This window comes from Streptomyces sp. NBC_01306 (assembly GCF_026340465.1).
Lineage (GTDB): Bacteria > Actinomycetota > Actinomycetes > Streptomycetales > Streptomycetaceae > Streptomyces.
Window position 1 is genome coordinate 43880 of the sequence record NZ_JAPEPC010000001.1, and the last position, 15602, is coordinate 59481.

Annotated in this window: 12 protein-coding genes and 1 pseudogene; 6 read left to right on the top strand and 7 right to left on the bottom strand. The window is 70.0% G+C overall.

What is annotated here, in order from left to right; all coding sequences use genetic code 11:
• Positions 1 to 41 precede the first annotated feature (41 nt).
• Genes OG385_RS00185 through OG385_RS00200 form a run of 4 tightly spaced genes read right to left on the bottom strand, consistent with a single transcriptional unit; the run spans position 42 to position 5226 of the window.
• Positions 42 to 2054 carry a hypothetical protein gene (locus tag OG385_RS00185; protein WP_266850646.1) on the bottom strand — a complete coding sequence of 671 codons (2013 nt, stop codon included), beginning with the start codon at positions 2052 to 2054 and terminating at the stop codon, positions 42 to 44.
• Positions 2051 to 2968 carry a carbohydrate ABC transporter permease gene (locus OG385_RS00190; protein ID WP_266850648.1) on the bottom strand — a complete coding sequence of 306 codons (918 nt, stop codon included), beginning with the start codon at positions 2966 to 2968 and terminating at the stop codon, positions 2051 to 2053. The genes OG385_RS00185 and OG385_RS00190 overlap by 4 nt, the downstream gene beginning before the upstream one ends.
• Positions 2965 to 3909: a carbohydrate ABC transporter permease gene (locus OG385_RS00195; protein ID WP_266850650.1), complete on the bottom strand. Its 945-nt coding sequence runs from the start codon at positions 3907 to 3909 to the stop codon at positions 2965 to 2967. The genes OG385_RS00190 and OG385_RS00195 overlap by 4 nt, the downstream gene beginning before the upstream one ends.
• 15 nt (positions 3910 to 3924) lie before the next feature.
• Positions 3925 to 5226, bottom strand: a complete 1302-nt coding sequence (locus OG385_RS00200) for an ABC transporter substrate-binding protein (protein ID WP_266850651.1) — start codon at positions 5224 to 5226, stop codon at positions 3925 to 3927.
• 170 nt (positions 5227 to 5396) lie between these two features.
• Between OG385_RS00200 and OG385_RS00205 the strand changes: the two genes are divergently transcribed.
• The 4 genes and pseudogenes from OG385_RS00205 to OG385_RS00220 all read left to right on the top strand — a co-directional run.
• Positions 5397 to 6674, top strand: a complete 1278-nt coding sequence (locus OG385_RS00205; RefSeq protein ID WP_266850653.1) for an ROK family protein — start codon at positions 5397 to 5399, stop codon at positions 6672 to 6674.
• 68 nt (positions 6675 to 6742) lie between these two features.
• Positions 6743 to 7123 (top strand): response regulator transcription factor, encoded by a 381-nt coding sequence (locus tag OG385_RS00210; RefSeq protein ID WP_266850655.1) that lies wholly within the window; start codon positions 6743 to 6745, stop codon positions 7121 to 7123.
• Positions 7124 to 7278: 155 nt separating this feature from the next.
• Positions 7279 to 10035, top strand: coding sequence for a TIM-barrel domain-containing protein (locus OG385_RS00215; RefSeq protein ID WP_266850657.1), 2757 nt, complete (start codon positions 7279 to 7281; stop codon positions 10033 to 10035).
• 151 nt (positions 10036 to 10186) lie between these two features.
• A pseudogene (locus OG385_RS00220) lies at positions 10187 to 10273 on the top strand (IS5/IS1182 family transposase); the annotation flags it as partial.
• Positions 10274 to 10377: 104 nt separating this feature from the next.
• Here OG385_RS00220 and OG385_RS00225 read toward each other — a convergent pair.
• A complete protein-coding gene (locus tag OG385_RS00225; protein ID WP_266850659.1) occupies positions 10378 to 11811 on the bottom strand; it encodes an NAD(P)/FAD-dependent oxidoreductase in 1434 nt (477 codons plus the stop codon).
• Between the two features lie 117 nt (positions 11812 to 11928).
• Between OG385_RS00225 and trxA the strand changes: the two genes are divergently transcribed.
• The gene (gene trxA / locus OG385_RS00230; protein ID WP_266850661.1) at positions 11929 to 12294 is read left to right on the top strand and encodes a thioredoxin; all 366 of its coding nucleotides are present in this window, start codon (positions 11929 to 11931) and stop codon (positions 12292 to 12294) included.
• Positions 12295 to 12464: 170 nt separating this feature from the next.
• Here the strand turns inward: trxA and OG385_RS00235 are convergent, their stop codons facing one another.
• Positions 12465 to 13649: a thiolase family protein gene (locus tag OG385_RS00235; protein ID WP_266850663.1), complete on the bottom strand. Its 1185-nt coding sequence runs from the start codon at positions 13647 to 13649 to the stop codon at positions 12465 to 12467.
• Between the two features lie 124 nt (positions 13650 to 13773).
• Entirely contained in the window at positions 13774 to 14853 is a 1080-nt protein-coding gene (locus OG385_RS00240; RefSeq protein WP_266850665.1) for a glycosyl hydrolase family 18 protein, read from the bottom strand.
• 71 nt (positions 14854 to 14924) lie between these two features.
• On the opposite strand from OG385_RS00240, the gene OG385_RS00245 reads away from it, so the two are divergent.
• Complete coding sequence (locus OG385_RS00245) at positions 14925 to 15377, top strand: type II toxin-antitoxin system PemK/MazF family toxin (RefSeq protein WP_266850667.1); 453 nt, start codon at positions 14925 to 14927, stop codon at positions 15375 to 15377.
• Positions 15378 to 15602 lie beyond the last annotated feature (225 nt).

A 15602-nucleotide genomic window follows, 5' to 3' on the forward strand; every position in this document is an offset into this window, starting at 1 on the left:
CTTCAGGAGGCGGGTGGGAGGGAGGCGACCGGTGAACGTCCTCAGGCGGCTCGCCAATCGAGCACCGCCCAGCCGCGGTGCGGCAGGGCGGCTTCGAGGTCCAGCAGTCCGTCGGCCTCGATGAGGGTGGCCGGGGCCGGGTCCGCCAGCGGTGCGAGCAGGGTGGCGCGCACCTGATCGGGGGTGGTGGGCAGGGCGATCGTGGGGTGGGCGGGGTCGGCGCTGCCATTGACAACGGCAAGCCGGAGGGTGTCTCCGTCGCGTGCCGCGTGCGGGATGAGATGCGGCGCTCCGTGCACCAGCGGCAGCCCGGGGCAGTCGCCCTCCAGGAAGCGCACCGTGCTGTGGAGCAGTCGTCGGCCCCTGTCGCTGCGGGCCAGTTCGGCGGGAGCCGTGGCGGCGAGCACCGCGACGCGTCCGCCGAGAGTGTTGACGAAGTGGCACCGGCCCGCGCCCCAGGCGCGGCCGTCGGGCGTAAGGATCTCGGTGATGACGCGCGCGCCCTGCTGCGGGTCGAGCCGGGCGAGCGCGGGCTGGACGTCGACGCTGAGGTGCGTTCCCTCGTGCGTGGCGGCGTGTGCCGTGACCTGTTCGACTGCGTACGGCCCTGGGCAGGTCGGTTCATCCCGGGCGTACAGCCGGGGCGCTCCTACGCCGAGCAGGCCGGCGAATCCGCGTTCGGTGAGGCGGTGCGCGGCCACGCCGTCCAGGAGCAGCCCGCTGCACAGCATGGTGTGCAGTTCCTCGTCGCTGAAGGCGTCGACGCACCGGCCGAACAGGGCCTGCACCGGTGCCGGTCCGGCGGTCACGGGTACGCCGTAGCCGAGCAGGTAGTCCGCGGTCGCCGCGGGATCCGACACGAGCTCCTGCAACGTCCCCTCGGTGGTGACGAGGTGTGCTGCCGTGTCCGGCCGCCAGGGCAGACCGACACCGATCGGCACCGCCTGTTCCGTATGGCGGCCGGCAAGCCAGTCCAGGGCCGGCCGGGAGCGGCGAAGGAGTTCGTCGATGCCCGGGAACTCCTCAGCCCGCTCTGCGGAGCTGGGGTGCACGTTCAGCAACAGTGCGTCGGCGCCGCAGAGTTGAGCGGTAACCATCTCCGACCAGGTCTGGGTGTCCGACTTCGACCAGGAGGTGTGCGGCCAGTTCTCGATCTCCGGCTCGCAGGCAGCGTGCGGCGCACGCAGCACGCGCTGCGCCTCCAGGGACCACAGCGCGGAGGACAGGCCGCGTGCGGGAGTGTCCGAGTACGGTGCGAAGTGTGGTCGCTGGGTGACGCGTTGCCCGATCGACAACGCGCCGAACAGAGCGTCCCAGTCGCGCCCCTCGACCGAGTGCATGGCGGGCACCGAGCTCATCAGGCCCAGCTGGGAGCGGCCCGCGGACTGCTCTCGTACCGCCTGCGCCAAGCCCTCGGCGACTTCCAGCTGCGCGGTACGCCACACCTGCTGCAACAACGCCCGCCAAGGGTGCGGCACGCCAGGTCTCGTGACGGCAGCGACCACCTGTTCCCGGGTGACCTCCTCCCCCACGAGCCGGGACAGCCGCTCCATCATGAGCGGTTCGAAGCCGCCGCCCCAGTCGAGCGGGGCGTGATTGTGATACCGGAAGTCGTCCTCCACCCACAGCACACGGAAGCCGAGTTGCGCGAAGCGTCCGTAGTGCGCGTACAGCCACTTGCGCCACGTCGGGCAGGCGAACGATGCCTGGGCGGCTGCGGGCTTCCCGGTCGGCGAGACCATGGGGGCGAAGCCGAGGCGGTCCGTGCGGCCACGGTCCGCGTGACCGACGGTCACCCAGGGGTTGAGGCTGACGTCCACGCCCGCGGCGGTCAGCACGTCGCTCGCCTGCCCCGCCGCCTCGAACCAGCTGTCCTCCTCCGCTCCGGCCAGATGGCCGGTGTACAGCTCCTCGGCGCCGATCAGCAGGACGACTTCCGCGACCTCGTTGTCGTGGCACGTCTTGGCCAGCCTCGCCGCGCGCTCGCCGAGGTCGTCGCCGGGCCGCAGCTGGAAGCGCAGGTGGTAGCGCGCCCGACGGGCGCGGGGCGTCACTTGACGCTCCCCGTCGTCAGGCCCGAGCGCCAGAAGCGCTGCAGCGTGAGGAACAGCAGGACCAGCGGAATCACCGAGACCAGCGCGGCCGTGATGATGATGTTGTACGGCACCGATGTGCCGATGCCCTGCTGCGACTGCCAGCCCACGATGCCGACGGTGACCGGCTGCAGCTTGTCGTCGGCCAGCATCAGCACGGGCAGCAGGTAGTTGGTCCAGATGGCCACGAACTGGAACAGGAAGATCGTCACCAGCGCGGGCGCCATGATCCGCATGCCGATCGTCGCGAAGATGCGGAACTCCCCCGCGCCGTCGACGCGTCCGGCCTCGATCACCTCGTCGGGCACGGAGGCGGCCGCGTAGATCCTGGCAAGGTAGACCCCGAATGGGCTCACCATGCTCGGCAGCAGCACCGCCCAGTAGGTGTTGACCAGGTGGACCTGCGAAAACATCAGGTACAGGGGGATGGCGAGCAGCGGCTGCGGTACGAGCACGGCAGCGAGCACCACGTTGAAGGAGAACTCCCGCCCGCGGAAGGCGTACTTGGCGAGGGCGTAACCGGCCAGCGAGGAGATCAGGGTGCTCACCGCCGCACCGCCGACCGCGTAGACGGCGGTGTTGAGCAGCCAGCGCGCGTAGATCCCTCCTTCCTGGCCGAACAGCGCGCGGATGTTGTCGGCGAGCGCGAAGTCGCCGAACCAGAAGCCGTTGGTGGTGGTGAGGGCAGAGTTCGTCTTGGTCGCTGAGACGAGCAGCCACCACACCGGCAGCAGGAAGTAGACGGCGGCCACGCTCATCACGGCGAGTACCAGCCACCGCGACTTCGCACGCACCGGCTTCGCCGTCCGCGTGCTGCGGGGCAGCGCGGCGGCGTCCTTGTGCTCCTGCCTCCTGAGTGTCCCGGCGATGCTCACAGATCCGCTCCCTTGCGCTGGACGAACTTGAGGAAGCCGAACGAGAGCACCAGGGTGAGCAGCGCGAGAATCACCGACTGGGTGGCGGCGTAGGGGAAGTTGCCCGAGTTGACCGAGCTGTACGCGGCGAAGATCGGGGTGTAGTCGCTGCTCAGGTTCGGCGCGACGCTGCGCAGGATCGACGGCTCGTTGTACAGCTGCGCGGTGCCGATGATGGAGAACACCGTGGTCAGCACCAGCGCGGGCCGCACCATCGGGATCTTGATGCGCCAGGCGATGCCGAACGCGGAGCAGCCGTCCATCCTGGCCGCCTCGTTCAGCTCCGCCGGGATCGCCTGCAGCGCCGCGTAGATGATCAGCATGTTGTAGCCGGTCCATCCCCACGTGAGCATGTTGCCGACGACGGGGGCGAGCATGCCGTCCGTGGTCAGATCCAGGTGCAGGCCGAAGTGGCTCGCGATCGCGCTGATCGGGCTCAGTTCGGGCGCCACCAGGTAGGACCACATGAGCGCGCCGATGACACCGGGCAGTGCGTACGGCAGGAAGAACGCAAGCCGGAATAACCGCTTGAACAGCGTCCGCCTGGCGTCCAGGAGCAGCGCGAGCGCGAGCGCCGTGCCGAGCATGAGGGGCACCTGCACGGCGCCGATGAGCAGGACCCGCAGCAGGGAGTCGCGGAAGCCCGCATCGCCCATCGCCTGGGCGTAGTTGGCGAGGCCCGCGAAGGTCGTGGTGGGTTCGGAGAGTCCGAGCCCGTCGCGCTTCTGACGGAACAGGCTCTGGTACAGCGTGTACGCGATGGGCGCGAGATACATACACAGGAACAGGGTGGCGAAGGGCGCGAGGAACAGCAGTGCTGTATGCGAGCGTCGCCGGGTGTGCCACGAGATGGGGCTGCCCGGGCCGCCGGCCGCCTTCGCCTGAGGCGCGTAGCTGGTCACGGTGTGCTGCTCCGGTCAGTCGTTGGTGACATTGATGCCCTGGCTCTTCATCTCGCCGACCGTCTTCTTCCGAGCGGCGGCGAGCATCTCCGGCAGGGTGGTGCTGCCCTTGCCCGTGCGCCCGAGGCCGTCGGTGAGATCGGTCGAGGTCTGCGTCATCGTCGGGCCCCACTTCCAGCTGGTGTCGATCTGCGCGCTCTCCTTCTTGAAGACGTCGTAGATCTTCTGACCGCCGTAGAAGGGGTCGGGCTCGGACAGCGCCGGACGGTCAAGACCTGCGGTGGCCGCCGGATAGATGCCGGTGTCCTTGATCAGCGCGCCGAGGCTGTCCTTGTTCGTGCTCATCCACATGGCGAACTCGGTTGCCTGCTCCGGGTGTTCGCAGTCCTTCATGACCGCGGTGGACGAGCCGCCGTCGTTGCCGTAGGCGGGCTTGCCGGCATCCCACACCGGCATCGGGGCTACCGCCCACTTGCCGGAGGTGGACTTCACGCTGGAGGCGAGAAGCGGCGCGTTCCACACGGCGTTGACGTCGGAGAGGATCTTGCCGGAGGCCATGTTCTTGTAGAGGGACGGGTCGAAGCTCGGCTCCGGCTTGAGCAGCTTGTCGTCGAGGAGGCCCTGCCAGTAGTCGGCGACCTTGGTGTTGGCCCCGCTGTCGAGAGACACCTTCCAGGCGTCGGTCGTGGTGTCGAACCACTGGGCGCCGGCCTGCCATGCCAGGCCGGCGTAGTTGTAGGCGTCCGTGCCGAAGGTGCCCAGGTAGACGTCCGGGTCGGCCTTGTGCACCTTCTCGGCGGCAGCCCGGTACTCGTCCCACGTGGCCGGGGGCTTGTCGATGCCGTACTTGGCAAAGAGATCCTTGCGGTAGAACAGCGCCATCGGGGCCGTGTCCACCGGCGCGCCATAGGTCTTTCCTGCGACGGTCACCTGGTTCCAGGTCCAGTCCGCGAACTCCCCCTTGTGCGGGGCGGCGTACTTGGTGATGTCCGCCAAGGCGCCTGCGGCCACGAAGCTCGGAACCGTCTCGTAGCCCACCATGGCCAGACACGGTGCGTTGCCTGCCTTCGCGGCCGTGAGCATCTTGGTGTAACCACCCTTGGAGCCCGAAGCCGTCTTCTGGAAGTCGACCCTGATGTCCGGGTGGGTCTTGTTGAACTCCGCGACAACCTTCTCGTAGCCGGGAGCCCAGCCCCAGAAGTCGAGCGTGACCTTGCCGCCCGAAGCGTCCGACCCGCTCTCCCCGGACGTACACCCGGACACCGCGACCAACACCGCAACCGCCGCACCGACCACCGTCGCGCTGCGCACCTGCATCATCGCCCCCTCACCGAACGGATTAGTTCGACTAGGATCTGAAATTAATATTTCCAAGTCAACGGGGTGGGGCAAGAAAGTTGCACCAGCGCAACCAGCCCCTCGCGCCACGCTTGACGGCTCGCGTACGTTGGCATGGTGCGCGGGCAGGTATACGAGGGAGAGGTCGAGTGAGGACAGGGCTACGGGGAGCAGGCGTACGGGACCTGGGCGGGGACGGACCGATCAGGGCAGCCGATCGTGCGTCTCTGCGCCGGGCGAATCTCGGTCTGGTGCTACGCCTGTTGCGCGACGCGGGTCCACGGCCGCGCACGCAGATCTCCGCGGAGACGGGGCTGCCCAAAGCCACGATCACCAATCTGGTCGCGGAGTTGATGGAGCGCGGCCTGGTCCGCGAGGGGGAGCCCGCCCGCGAGGGAGCCGTCGGCAGGCCCAGCCGCACCGTCGAGATGGACGGGCGCTCCATCTGCGGCATCGGCCTGGAGATCAGCGCCGATTACCTCTTCTTGATCGCACTGAATCTGCGCGGCGACGTCGCCGCCGAGCATCGCGTCACCCTCGACGCCCGGGCCGAGGGCCCCGACCGGGTCCTCGACCGGGCAGCGGAGGCGATCGACGTCGTCTGCCGGAAGCTGCGCAGCAGCGGCTCGCGGGCGGTAGCGGTGACGATCGCGGCGCCCGGCGTGATTCAGCACGACAGCGGCGTGGTTTCGTACGCACCCAACATCGGCTGGCGGAATGTCGACGTCGTCGGCTCGCTGCGGCAACGCCTGGGGCCGAAGTCCCCTCCGGTCCACCTGGAGAACGACGCGAAACTCGGCGCCATCGCCGAATACTTGATCGCCTCCGCCTCCGATATCCACGACCTGATCTACGTGACGGGCGAGACCGGCGTCGGTGGTGGCATCATCTCCGGCGGCAGGCTCCTTCGCGGATCGGCCGGATTCGCCGGCGAGATCGGCCACATGCGCCTGAGCTCCGATGGCAAGGTGTGCGTCTGCGGTCGACGCGGATGCTGGGAGACCATGGTCGGCCTGCACGCCCTCCTCGATCAGGCCGCCGCACCTGACGACCCGGTGCGTGATGCCACCGTGGACCTGGAGCAGCGCCTCGCGGAACTCAGACGCCGCAGCGATGCCGGAGACGCGGCCACCGTGACGGCTCTGGAAGAGATCGCCGACGGCCTGGGGCTCGGCCTGGCGGTGCTTGCCGACATCCTCAACCCCCGGGCCATCGTGCTCGGCGGCTACTTCGCCTTCTTCGGCGACTACCTCGTCGACCGCGTCCAGAGCGAACTCGCCGAGCGCGTCATGGCTCCTGACGCAGGCGGATGCGCCGTCATGGTGTCCACCCTCGGGTTCAGTGCCGCGGCACATGGGGGCGCGCATCTGTCGCTCGACCTCGTGTACCAGGACCCGGGCGGGACTCTCACATCCTCCGTGCGGTGACGCGAAAGAACAGTTCAGGTCCGCGCCGCACGGGACCGAGCGCTGCTGACCGGCGGCCGAGTGCCGGCGTGGTGCCCCACCGAGCAGGTCGGGCCGCACCGAGACCGACCAGCTCGTGCGCACCATTCACGGCGTGCACACCGGGCACGCTCGCCCCACCGTCGCCCGACGGCTTCTCGGAGCACGCACCCGCCGGCCGGCCCGTCTCACCGGACGAACAACGCCGCCAACGCCGCCTGGAAGCGCTGAGCGCCCGCGAGCGGGATGTCCTGGTGCTGCTCTCCCGCAGTCTGTCCACCGCGGAGATCGCCGCTGACGCAGGCACCGCCGACGGCACGGTCAAGGGAGACGTCACCAACATCCCGGCCGAACTGGACGCGGCGACCCGGGTGCGGGCTGCCACCATTCCCTACCGCGCAGGACTGGACCGCGACGCCGAACAGCCGTAGAGCGCGCCGGGGATCCGACGCCCGCAGAGGGCGACGCTACGCGAGGCCGGTCAGCGTCTTGACAGCCGACTAATTAGTTCAGACCCTAGTCGAACTAATCGCCTCTCCCTCCACTCAGGTACCGGCGGCGCCGGTAGACGAGGAGACCCCGCGGCATGCGACATCTCGGTGACAGACAGGGCGGCGCCCGCACGACCCAGGCCCTGGCGGCAGCGGCGGCGGGCGGACTGCTCGCCCTGTCCGCGGCGACAGGCGCGCAGGCGCAGCCCGCGCAGCGTCCCGCTCAGGGCACAGTGATCGACCACGACGTCCGCTTCCAGGTACTCACCCCCACGCTGGTGCGCATGGAGTACGCGAAGGACGGCCGGTTCGAGGACCGTCCGACGGTGAACGCGGTACAGCGCGACTTCTCGCCGCCCGCATACACCGCCCGTGTGGAGAACGGATACCGGGTGATCCGGACCAGCGGTCTCACCTTGCGGTACCGGCTCGGCTCGGGGCCCTTCACTCAGGACAACACCGAAGTACGGCTCACGGCAGGCGACCAACTGGTCACCGGCCACCCGCAGTTCGGCGAGTCCACGTCGACATGCACGTTCGGCGCGGTGTGCGACACGGAGTACGGCACCATGTCCGGCGGCGCAAAGTACACCTCGCCCGGGCAGTCCACCAAGGCGTACGGGCGGGGTGTCACCGCCGGCTACGAGCAGGCGGGCGCAGCCTCGACGGTGCGCGTAAGCAACGTGCCCGCCGACGGCAGGTACACCCTGCGCCTTCGCTACTCCAACGCCAAGGCTTCCGACGGGCGGACGACGGACCGCACCCTGTCCGTCGAGGCAGGCGGCCGGCGGCAGCAGGTCACCATGACACCGTCCGGCGACTGGGAGAAGTACCAGGTCTCCGAGCCGATCACGGTCGAGCTGAAGCATGGCATCGACGACATCACGGTCGCCATGCGCGACGGCGACACGGGCAAGGTGAACATCGACGCCTTCGCCCTCACGCGCTCCGCCGAAGCCGCCTTCCCCACCCCGGCGACGAAGGGTGAGACCTCCAACCTGGGCGGCTGGACCCGCGGCCTGGACAACACGCCTTCCGCTCCTTACCAGTTGAACGACGGCGTGCTCTCCCGCGACGGCTGGTACCTGCTCGACGACTCGGCAACGGCGCTGTCGAACGGGGACGGCCAGCAGCCCACCCCCCGCCGTGAACGGCCGGAGTCCGCCTACCAGGACGGCTACCTCTTCGGCTACGGACACGACTACAAGCAGGGCCTGCGCGACCTGCAGTCACTGACCGGACCGGCACCGCTGCTACCGCGCTGGGCGTTCGGCCTGTGGTTCTCCCGCTGGCACGCCTATTCGGCCGGCGACTACAAGGAACTCCTTGCCCAATTCCGTTCCCACAAGGTGCCGTTGGACGCCCTGGTCGTCGACACGGACTACAAGGGCTCGGGCTGGTGGAACGGCTGGACGGGCTGGAACAAGGACCTCTTCCCCGACCCGGACGCCTTCATGAAGTGGGCCAAGGACAACGGCCTGCCCGTCGTCCTGAACACGCACCCCTCCATCGACGCCTCCGACCCCGCCTTCCCCCGGGCCATGCGGACCGCGAACGGCCAGCTCTCCAAGACCCCCTGCAACTCTGGCGCCGACTGCTACGGATTCGACTGGTCCGACCCGAACCAGGCCAAGGCCTTCTTCGACCTGCACAAGCCGTACGACGCCCAAGGCGTGCGCCTGTGGTGGAACGACTGGTGCTGCGACGCGTCCCTCGCCACCGGCCGGGGCATCACCCCCGACACCCTGATCAGCCAGCTGTACGCGGCCCACACCGCCGAGGCCACCGGCCTGCGCGGCTTCGCCTTCTCCCGCATCGGCGCCTCCTACCAGCGTCTGGGCGGTGGCTACCCGTCCGGGCCCTGGGCCGATCACCGCTCGACGATGCACTTCACCGGCGACTCCTCGCCCACCTGGGAGACCCTCGCCTTCGCGGCCGGCATCAACGCCTCCGAAGGCAACATCGGCCTGCCTTATGTCAGCCACGACATCGGCTCCTTCCACGGCGAGGAAACCGACAAGAACCCCGAGCTGTACGCCCGTTGGATGCAGCTCGGCGCCTTCTCCCCCATCGACCGCATCCACTCCGGCGGAAAGGCGTCCCTGCCCTGGGAATTCGGCGGCGAGGCCGGCGAAGCGGGTGAGAAGTTCGACCGCCTGCGCGGCGCGCTCACCCCGTACTTCTACTCCCTGGCCCGCGAGTCGACCCGGACCGGCCTGCCCATGGCCCGCCCCCTGTACCTCAACTACCCCGAGCAGAAAGCCGCGTACGAGCACTCCACCCAGTACACTCTCGGCGACGACGTCCTGGTCGCCCCGGTCACCGAGCCGGGCGGGAAGTCCACACTCTGGGTGCCACCGGGCACCTGGACCGACTACTTCACCGGCAAGACCTATACCGGCCCGAAGTCAGTCCACGTGACGACGCCTCTGGACGAAATGCCGGTCCTGATCCGCTCCGGCGGCATCCTCCCCCAGCAGGACTACAAGGATTACGACGCCAAGTCCCCCATGGACCACGTCACGCTCACCGTCGGTTCCAGCGGCCACAGCTCCTTCCCGCTGTACGAAGACGCGGGCGACGGCATGCAGTACTCGCGCGGTGAACACGCGACGACGACGATCCGCACGGCCGGCGACACGCTCACCGTTTCGCCGCAGCAAGGGACGTATCCCGACCGGGTCACGTCTCGTTCATGGACCCTCAGTTACGTGAACGCCGAGCGCCCACGGTCAGTGACGGTGAACGGGAAGCCGGTGAAATGGACGTATGACTCGGCCAAGCGGACGCTGACAGTGAAGACCGCGCAACTCCCCACCGATCAGCGCACGGTGATCAAGACCCGGCGGTGAGCGCCGGCGCGGCGGTGCGATGACACCGGCCCCTGAGCACCGCCGCGCTCGTCGATGCCTCGGCCGCTGGAACCTCACTCGTGCGTGGCCCCATGGCCGACCCGGCAGTCACCCGATCGACCTTAAAAGGCATCTCATTTGACTCCAGCAGGTGGTACCGGCGGCGCCCTCGCGGCCTCAGGGCGGCGGTCGGCGTCGGCACGGTGATCGTGCGGTGCTGGCCGCGATCATGTACTTGCCCCGGTCGACTCTCGTCCAAGGAATACCGCCGATCCGCTCACGCCGCGGACCGCGACGCCGTGAACAGAATCGCCAAATGAGATGACTTCTTAACGGCGGCTCCTATCCCCTGAACGTCTCCAGCAGCCGCAGCCACACCTCGCTGATCGTCGGGTACGCCGGGACCGCGTGCCAGAGCCGCTCGACGGGGACCTCCCCCGCGATCGCGACCGACGCCGAGTGCAGCAGCTCGCTGACTCCCGGGCCCACGAACGTGGCGCCGACGAGGACCTCGCGGTCGAGATCGACGACCATACGGGCGCGGCCCCGGTACCCGTCGGCGTACAGGCCCGCCCCCGCGACGCCCGCCATGTCGTAGTCCACTGCCCTGACCCGGTACCCGGCGCTCTCCGCCTCGGCGAGAGTCAGTCCCGCCGATGCCGCCTCCGGGTCCGTGAAGACCACCTGGGAGACCGCCGCGTGGTCGGCGGTCGCGGCGTGGGCGCCCCAGCGGTCGGTCTCCAGCAGGGGGACACCCTGGGCCCGTGCGGTGATCGCGGCACCCGCGACACGGGCCTGGTACTTGCCCTGATGGGTCAGCAGGGCCCGGTGGTTGACGTCCCCGACGGCGTACAGCCAGTCGCTGCCGTCGACCCGGCAGCTGTCGTCCACGGGCAGCCAGGCGCCCGCGGTCAGGCCCACCGTGTCCAGGCCGATGTCGTCGGTGCGCGGGGCTCGGCCGGTGGCGACGAGGATCTCGTCGGCCTCGATCCGCTCTCCGTCCTCCAGCACCACGGTCACCGGTCCATCCCCCCGCTCGACCGAGGCGGCGGACGTGTGGAACCGCAGGTCCGCCCCGGCCTCCTTGAGCGCCGATGCCACCAGCTCGCCCGCGAAGGGCTCCATCCTCGGCAGCAGCCCTCCGCCGCGCACCAGCATCGTCACGCGGGAGCCGAGGGCCTGCCAGACGGTGGCCATCTCGGTGGCCACCACTCCCCCGCCGACAATCACCAGACGTCCGGGTACCGCCCGCGCGCTGGTCGCCTCACGGCTGGTCCAGGGCCGGGCGCCGGCCAGTCCGGGCAGCTCAGGGATGACCGCGCGGCTCCCGGTGCACACGGCGACCGCGTGCCGTGCGGTCAGCTGCCGCTGCTCCCCCGCCGGACCGGTGACGACGACCGTCCTCCTGCCGGTGAGCCGGCCCTGGCCGCGGTAGAGATCCACTCCGATGTCCGCCAGCCAGGCGACCTGGCCGTCGTCCTTCCAGTGCGAGGCGTACGCGTCCCGGTGGGCGAGCACCTCGGCCACGTCGAGCAGCCCCCGCACCGCTCCGCGCAGTCCGGGGACCCTGCGCGCGTCGGCGCGCGCCGTCACCGGGCGCAGCAGGGCCTTGCTCGGCATGCACGCCCAGTACGAGCACTCGCCGCCGACCAGTTCGCTCTCGACCACCGCCGCGCTCAGGCCGCCGGCGCGGGCACGGTCCGCCACGTTCTCGCCGACCGGGCCCGCGCCGATCACCACCACGTCGTACACCGTGTTCTTCATGCCATCGGTCATAGGGGCCAGTCTGGTACGGGGTGTGCCGAGCGGCCACATGGGCAGTCGGAATACGACAGCGAACACCACGGTTGACGCGGGCGAACACACCGGTCAGCCACGAAAGGCGGGCACAGCATGACCACGGTCGAGCTCACCAAGGAAAACTTCGACGACGTCGTGACCGACAACGACTTCGTCCTCATCGACTTCTGGGCTTCTTGGTGCGGACCGTGCCGTCAGTTCGCCCCGGTATACGAGGGCGCTTCGGAGCGGCACGACGATCTCGTCTTCGCGAAGGTCGACACGGAGGCCCAGCAGGAACTGGCCGCGGCCTTCGAGATCCGCTCCATCCCCACCCTGATGATCGTGCGTGACAATGTCGCGGTCTTCTCGCAGCCCGGCGCTCTGCCGGAAGCCGCTCTGGAGGATGTGATCGGACAGGCCCGCGCGCTGGACATGGACGAGGTCCGCAAGTCGGTGGAGAACGCGAAGGAGGCGTAGCGCCGCTCGTTTCGGAACGCGCAAGGCCCCCGGCGGAAGACCCCGGGGGTCCGGCCCGGGTTCCGGTGGGCGGGCGATGCCTGTCCACCGGAACCCCGGCCTGAGTCCTTCCGCGTCGCGGTGCTCGGCGTTGCCGTGCGCTCAGCGACACCCGGCCTGCCCCGCGCCACTCAGCGTTCGAGTACGAGCGCGAGGCCCTGGCCGACGCCGATGCAGAGGGCTGCCAGCCCGGTGCCGGAGCCGGCCGCGGCCAGCTGGTGCGCGACCGACCCCGCGAGCCGCGCACCAGACGCGCCGAGCGGGTGGCCGATGGCGATGGCGCCGCCGCGCGGGTTCACGACGGCCGGGTCGAGTTCCGGCCATTCGGCCAGGCAGCCGAGCGACTGGGCGGCGAACGCCTCGTTCAGCTCGAAGGTGGTGAGGTCCGCGAATCCCCTGCCCGCCTTGGCGAGAGCCCGCCGGACCGCCTCGACCGGGCCCAGCCCGAAGAGCTGCGGCTCGACACCGGTCACAGCGGACGCCCGGATGCGGGCGAGCGGTTCCCGGCCGGTGGCGCGCAGTCCCTCGTCGTCGACCAGCAGCAGGGCGGCCGCGCCGTCGTTGAGCGGGGACGCGTTGCCCGCGGTGACGGTGCCGTCCTTGCGGAAGGCGGGCTTGAGCCGGGCGAGCGCCTCCATGCTCGACTCGGCGCGGATGCACTCGTCGCGTACGAGGTCGACACCGTCGTACGGCACGACCTCCCCGTCGTAGTGGCCCGCATCCCAGGCCGCGGCCGCCTTGCCGTGGCTGGCCAGGGCGAAGGCGTCCTGCTGCTCCCGGCTGATGCCGTGCTTGTCGGCGATGAGTTCGGCGCCCTCGCCGAGCGGCACGGTCCACTCCTCCGGCATCCGGGAGTTGGTCATCCGCCAGCCGAGCGTCGTGGAGTGCAGCTGCTGGTGTCCGGCCGGGAAGGCGCGTTCGGGTTTCTGCAGTACCCAGGGTGCCCGCGACATCGACTCGACCCCGCCGGCCACGGCCACCGATGCGTCGCCCACCGCGACGGCGCGGGCCGCCTGGATGACGGCTTCGAGCCCGGAGCCGCAGAGCCGGTTGACGGTGACACCGGGGACGGAGACCGGAAGTCCCGCCAGCAGCACGGCCATCCGGGCCACGTCGCGGTTGTCCTCACCCGCGCCGTTCGCGTCGCCGAAGTACACATCGTCGATACGGGACGGGTCGAGGTCCGGGGTCCGGTCCACGAGCGACCTGACGACGTGGGCCGCCAGGTCGTCGGGGCGCACCCCGGAGAGCGCCCCCGCGAATTTCCCGACCGGCGTGCGGACTGCGTCGACGATGTACACGTCGCGGATGCTCATCGGACCTCTCCCATGCCACCCGGCCGTTCGCCAAGTGAACAATCGTTCATGACGGTTTACCGCCCGAGTCTCTGCCCGCCTTCCCTCTGTGTCAACGCCGGGCCACGTTCTCCGCCGGGCCGGTTCACTGCCGGGCGAGCACTTTCCAGAGGCCCGGGTCCTCGAAACCGAGCGCCCAGAGGGAGGTGTTGCGCACCCCGTACTTGCGTACCGCCGCCAGCTGCACGGAGGCGCCCCGCGCGTCCTGGTACCAGACGGCCCTGGGCTCGTCCCCGTCCCGGTACGTGAAGTGCGGGGTGCCCGACGCCTGGTCGAGCGCATAGGGCGCGCCCACCTTGCGGCGCAGCGCCTCGGCCTGCTTCCAGGTCACGTGCCGGGCTGAGCGGCTGCCGTCGGCCGGCCAGTCCCAGCCGTAGCCGGGCAGCGCCATCTCGATCTTTCCCGGGGGAACGACGGCGGTCGCCCGGCGCAGGATCTCGCCGTACCAGGCCGTACTGGAGAGAGGGCCGGGCGGGCCGCCCGACCAGTGCAGGTCGTACGCCATGATGCGCATCCGGTCGGCGGCCCGGCCGATCGCGGCGTAGTCCCAGATCCGGCCCGTGGCGGCCGTCTGCGGTGAGACGGTGACGACGCACTGCTTCCGCGCGGTGTGCAGTTTCGCGCAGAGGCCGGTGACGAAGGCAGCGTAGGCGGACCGCACTTTCCGGTACTCCGGAGTGGCGGTGGTGGTGATGGTCTCGTAGTCGAGGTCGATGCCGTCATAGCCGTGGCTCCGCGCGAGCCGGACCAGGGCCGCGGTGTGCGCGGCGCGCAGTGCGGGTGTGGTGAGGATCCTCGCCAGTTCGCCCGGCTTCATGGTGTCCATGTCCATGACCGTGGGGACGACGTCGATCCCGGCCCGGTGCAGTCCGGTGATGATGCGTGCGTCGCCCGCGCCGGGATGTCCTTCGATGCGGTCCGCGGCTGCGGCCTTGTACCAGAAGGGGCTGACGGTGTGCAGCTGACCGGCGTGGCGGAGGGCGTCCTGATAGGCGTTCTCCTGGTCCCAGTAAGGGAGCCAGGCCGAGGCGGTCCGGTGGGCCGCCCCGGTGTCCGGGGTGTCGCGCGGGCCGGATGCGACGGCACTTGCGGGGAGCGCCGTGGCCAGGGCGCAGACGAGGGCCGCCAGCGAAAGGGCCTTGCGGGATGTGCGCGCAGTGATCATGGGCAGAGAGTGGCGGCCGTTGCCGGGTCCCGCCCTGCGGGATGCTCCGTCCAGGTTCTAACGTGACCCGGATGACGACATATCAGGGTGACCACACCGACCTGCCCGGCAGCACGGGCCCGACCGCCACAACTGACGCCGAACCAAGCGGCATCGGACCCGTCAGGACCTCGTACGCCCCCGCCCACGACGGCGATCCCGACCCCGGCGAGATCGTCTGGACCTGGGTGCCGTACGAGGAGAACGACGGCCGCGGCAAGGACCGCCCGGTCCTGGTGGTGGCGAGGGAGGAGGCGGACACCCTGCTCGCCGTCCGTCTCTCCAGCAAGCCGCACGACCGGGACCGGGAGTGGCTGGCGATCGGCGCCGGACCGTGGGACCGCGAGGGGCGCGAGTCCTGGGTCGATCTGGACCGGGTGCTGCGGGTGCACGAGGGCGGGATGCGGCGCGAGGCCTGTGCGCTCGACCGGCCGCGGTTCGACGCCGTCGTGCAGCGGCTCAGGGAGCGCTACGGCTGGAGCTGACCGGCACCGGTCAGCCGTTCTGGGCCGTGCCGTCCGGCGCCATGACGACTGACCGGCGCAGGTCGTGACAGGGGCGCCCCGGGTGGCCGAGCGGCACCCGGCGGACGGAGCCGGGCCGTGATGGTCCCGGGAACTCCCGGGCAACAGTGTTTCCGGCCGCCCGGGGCGCTCTTGTGCGGACCGTCGGCAGTGGCTTAGGTGGAACGGACCGTTTTCCGGAAGGCA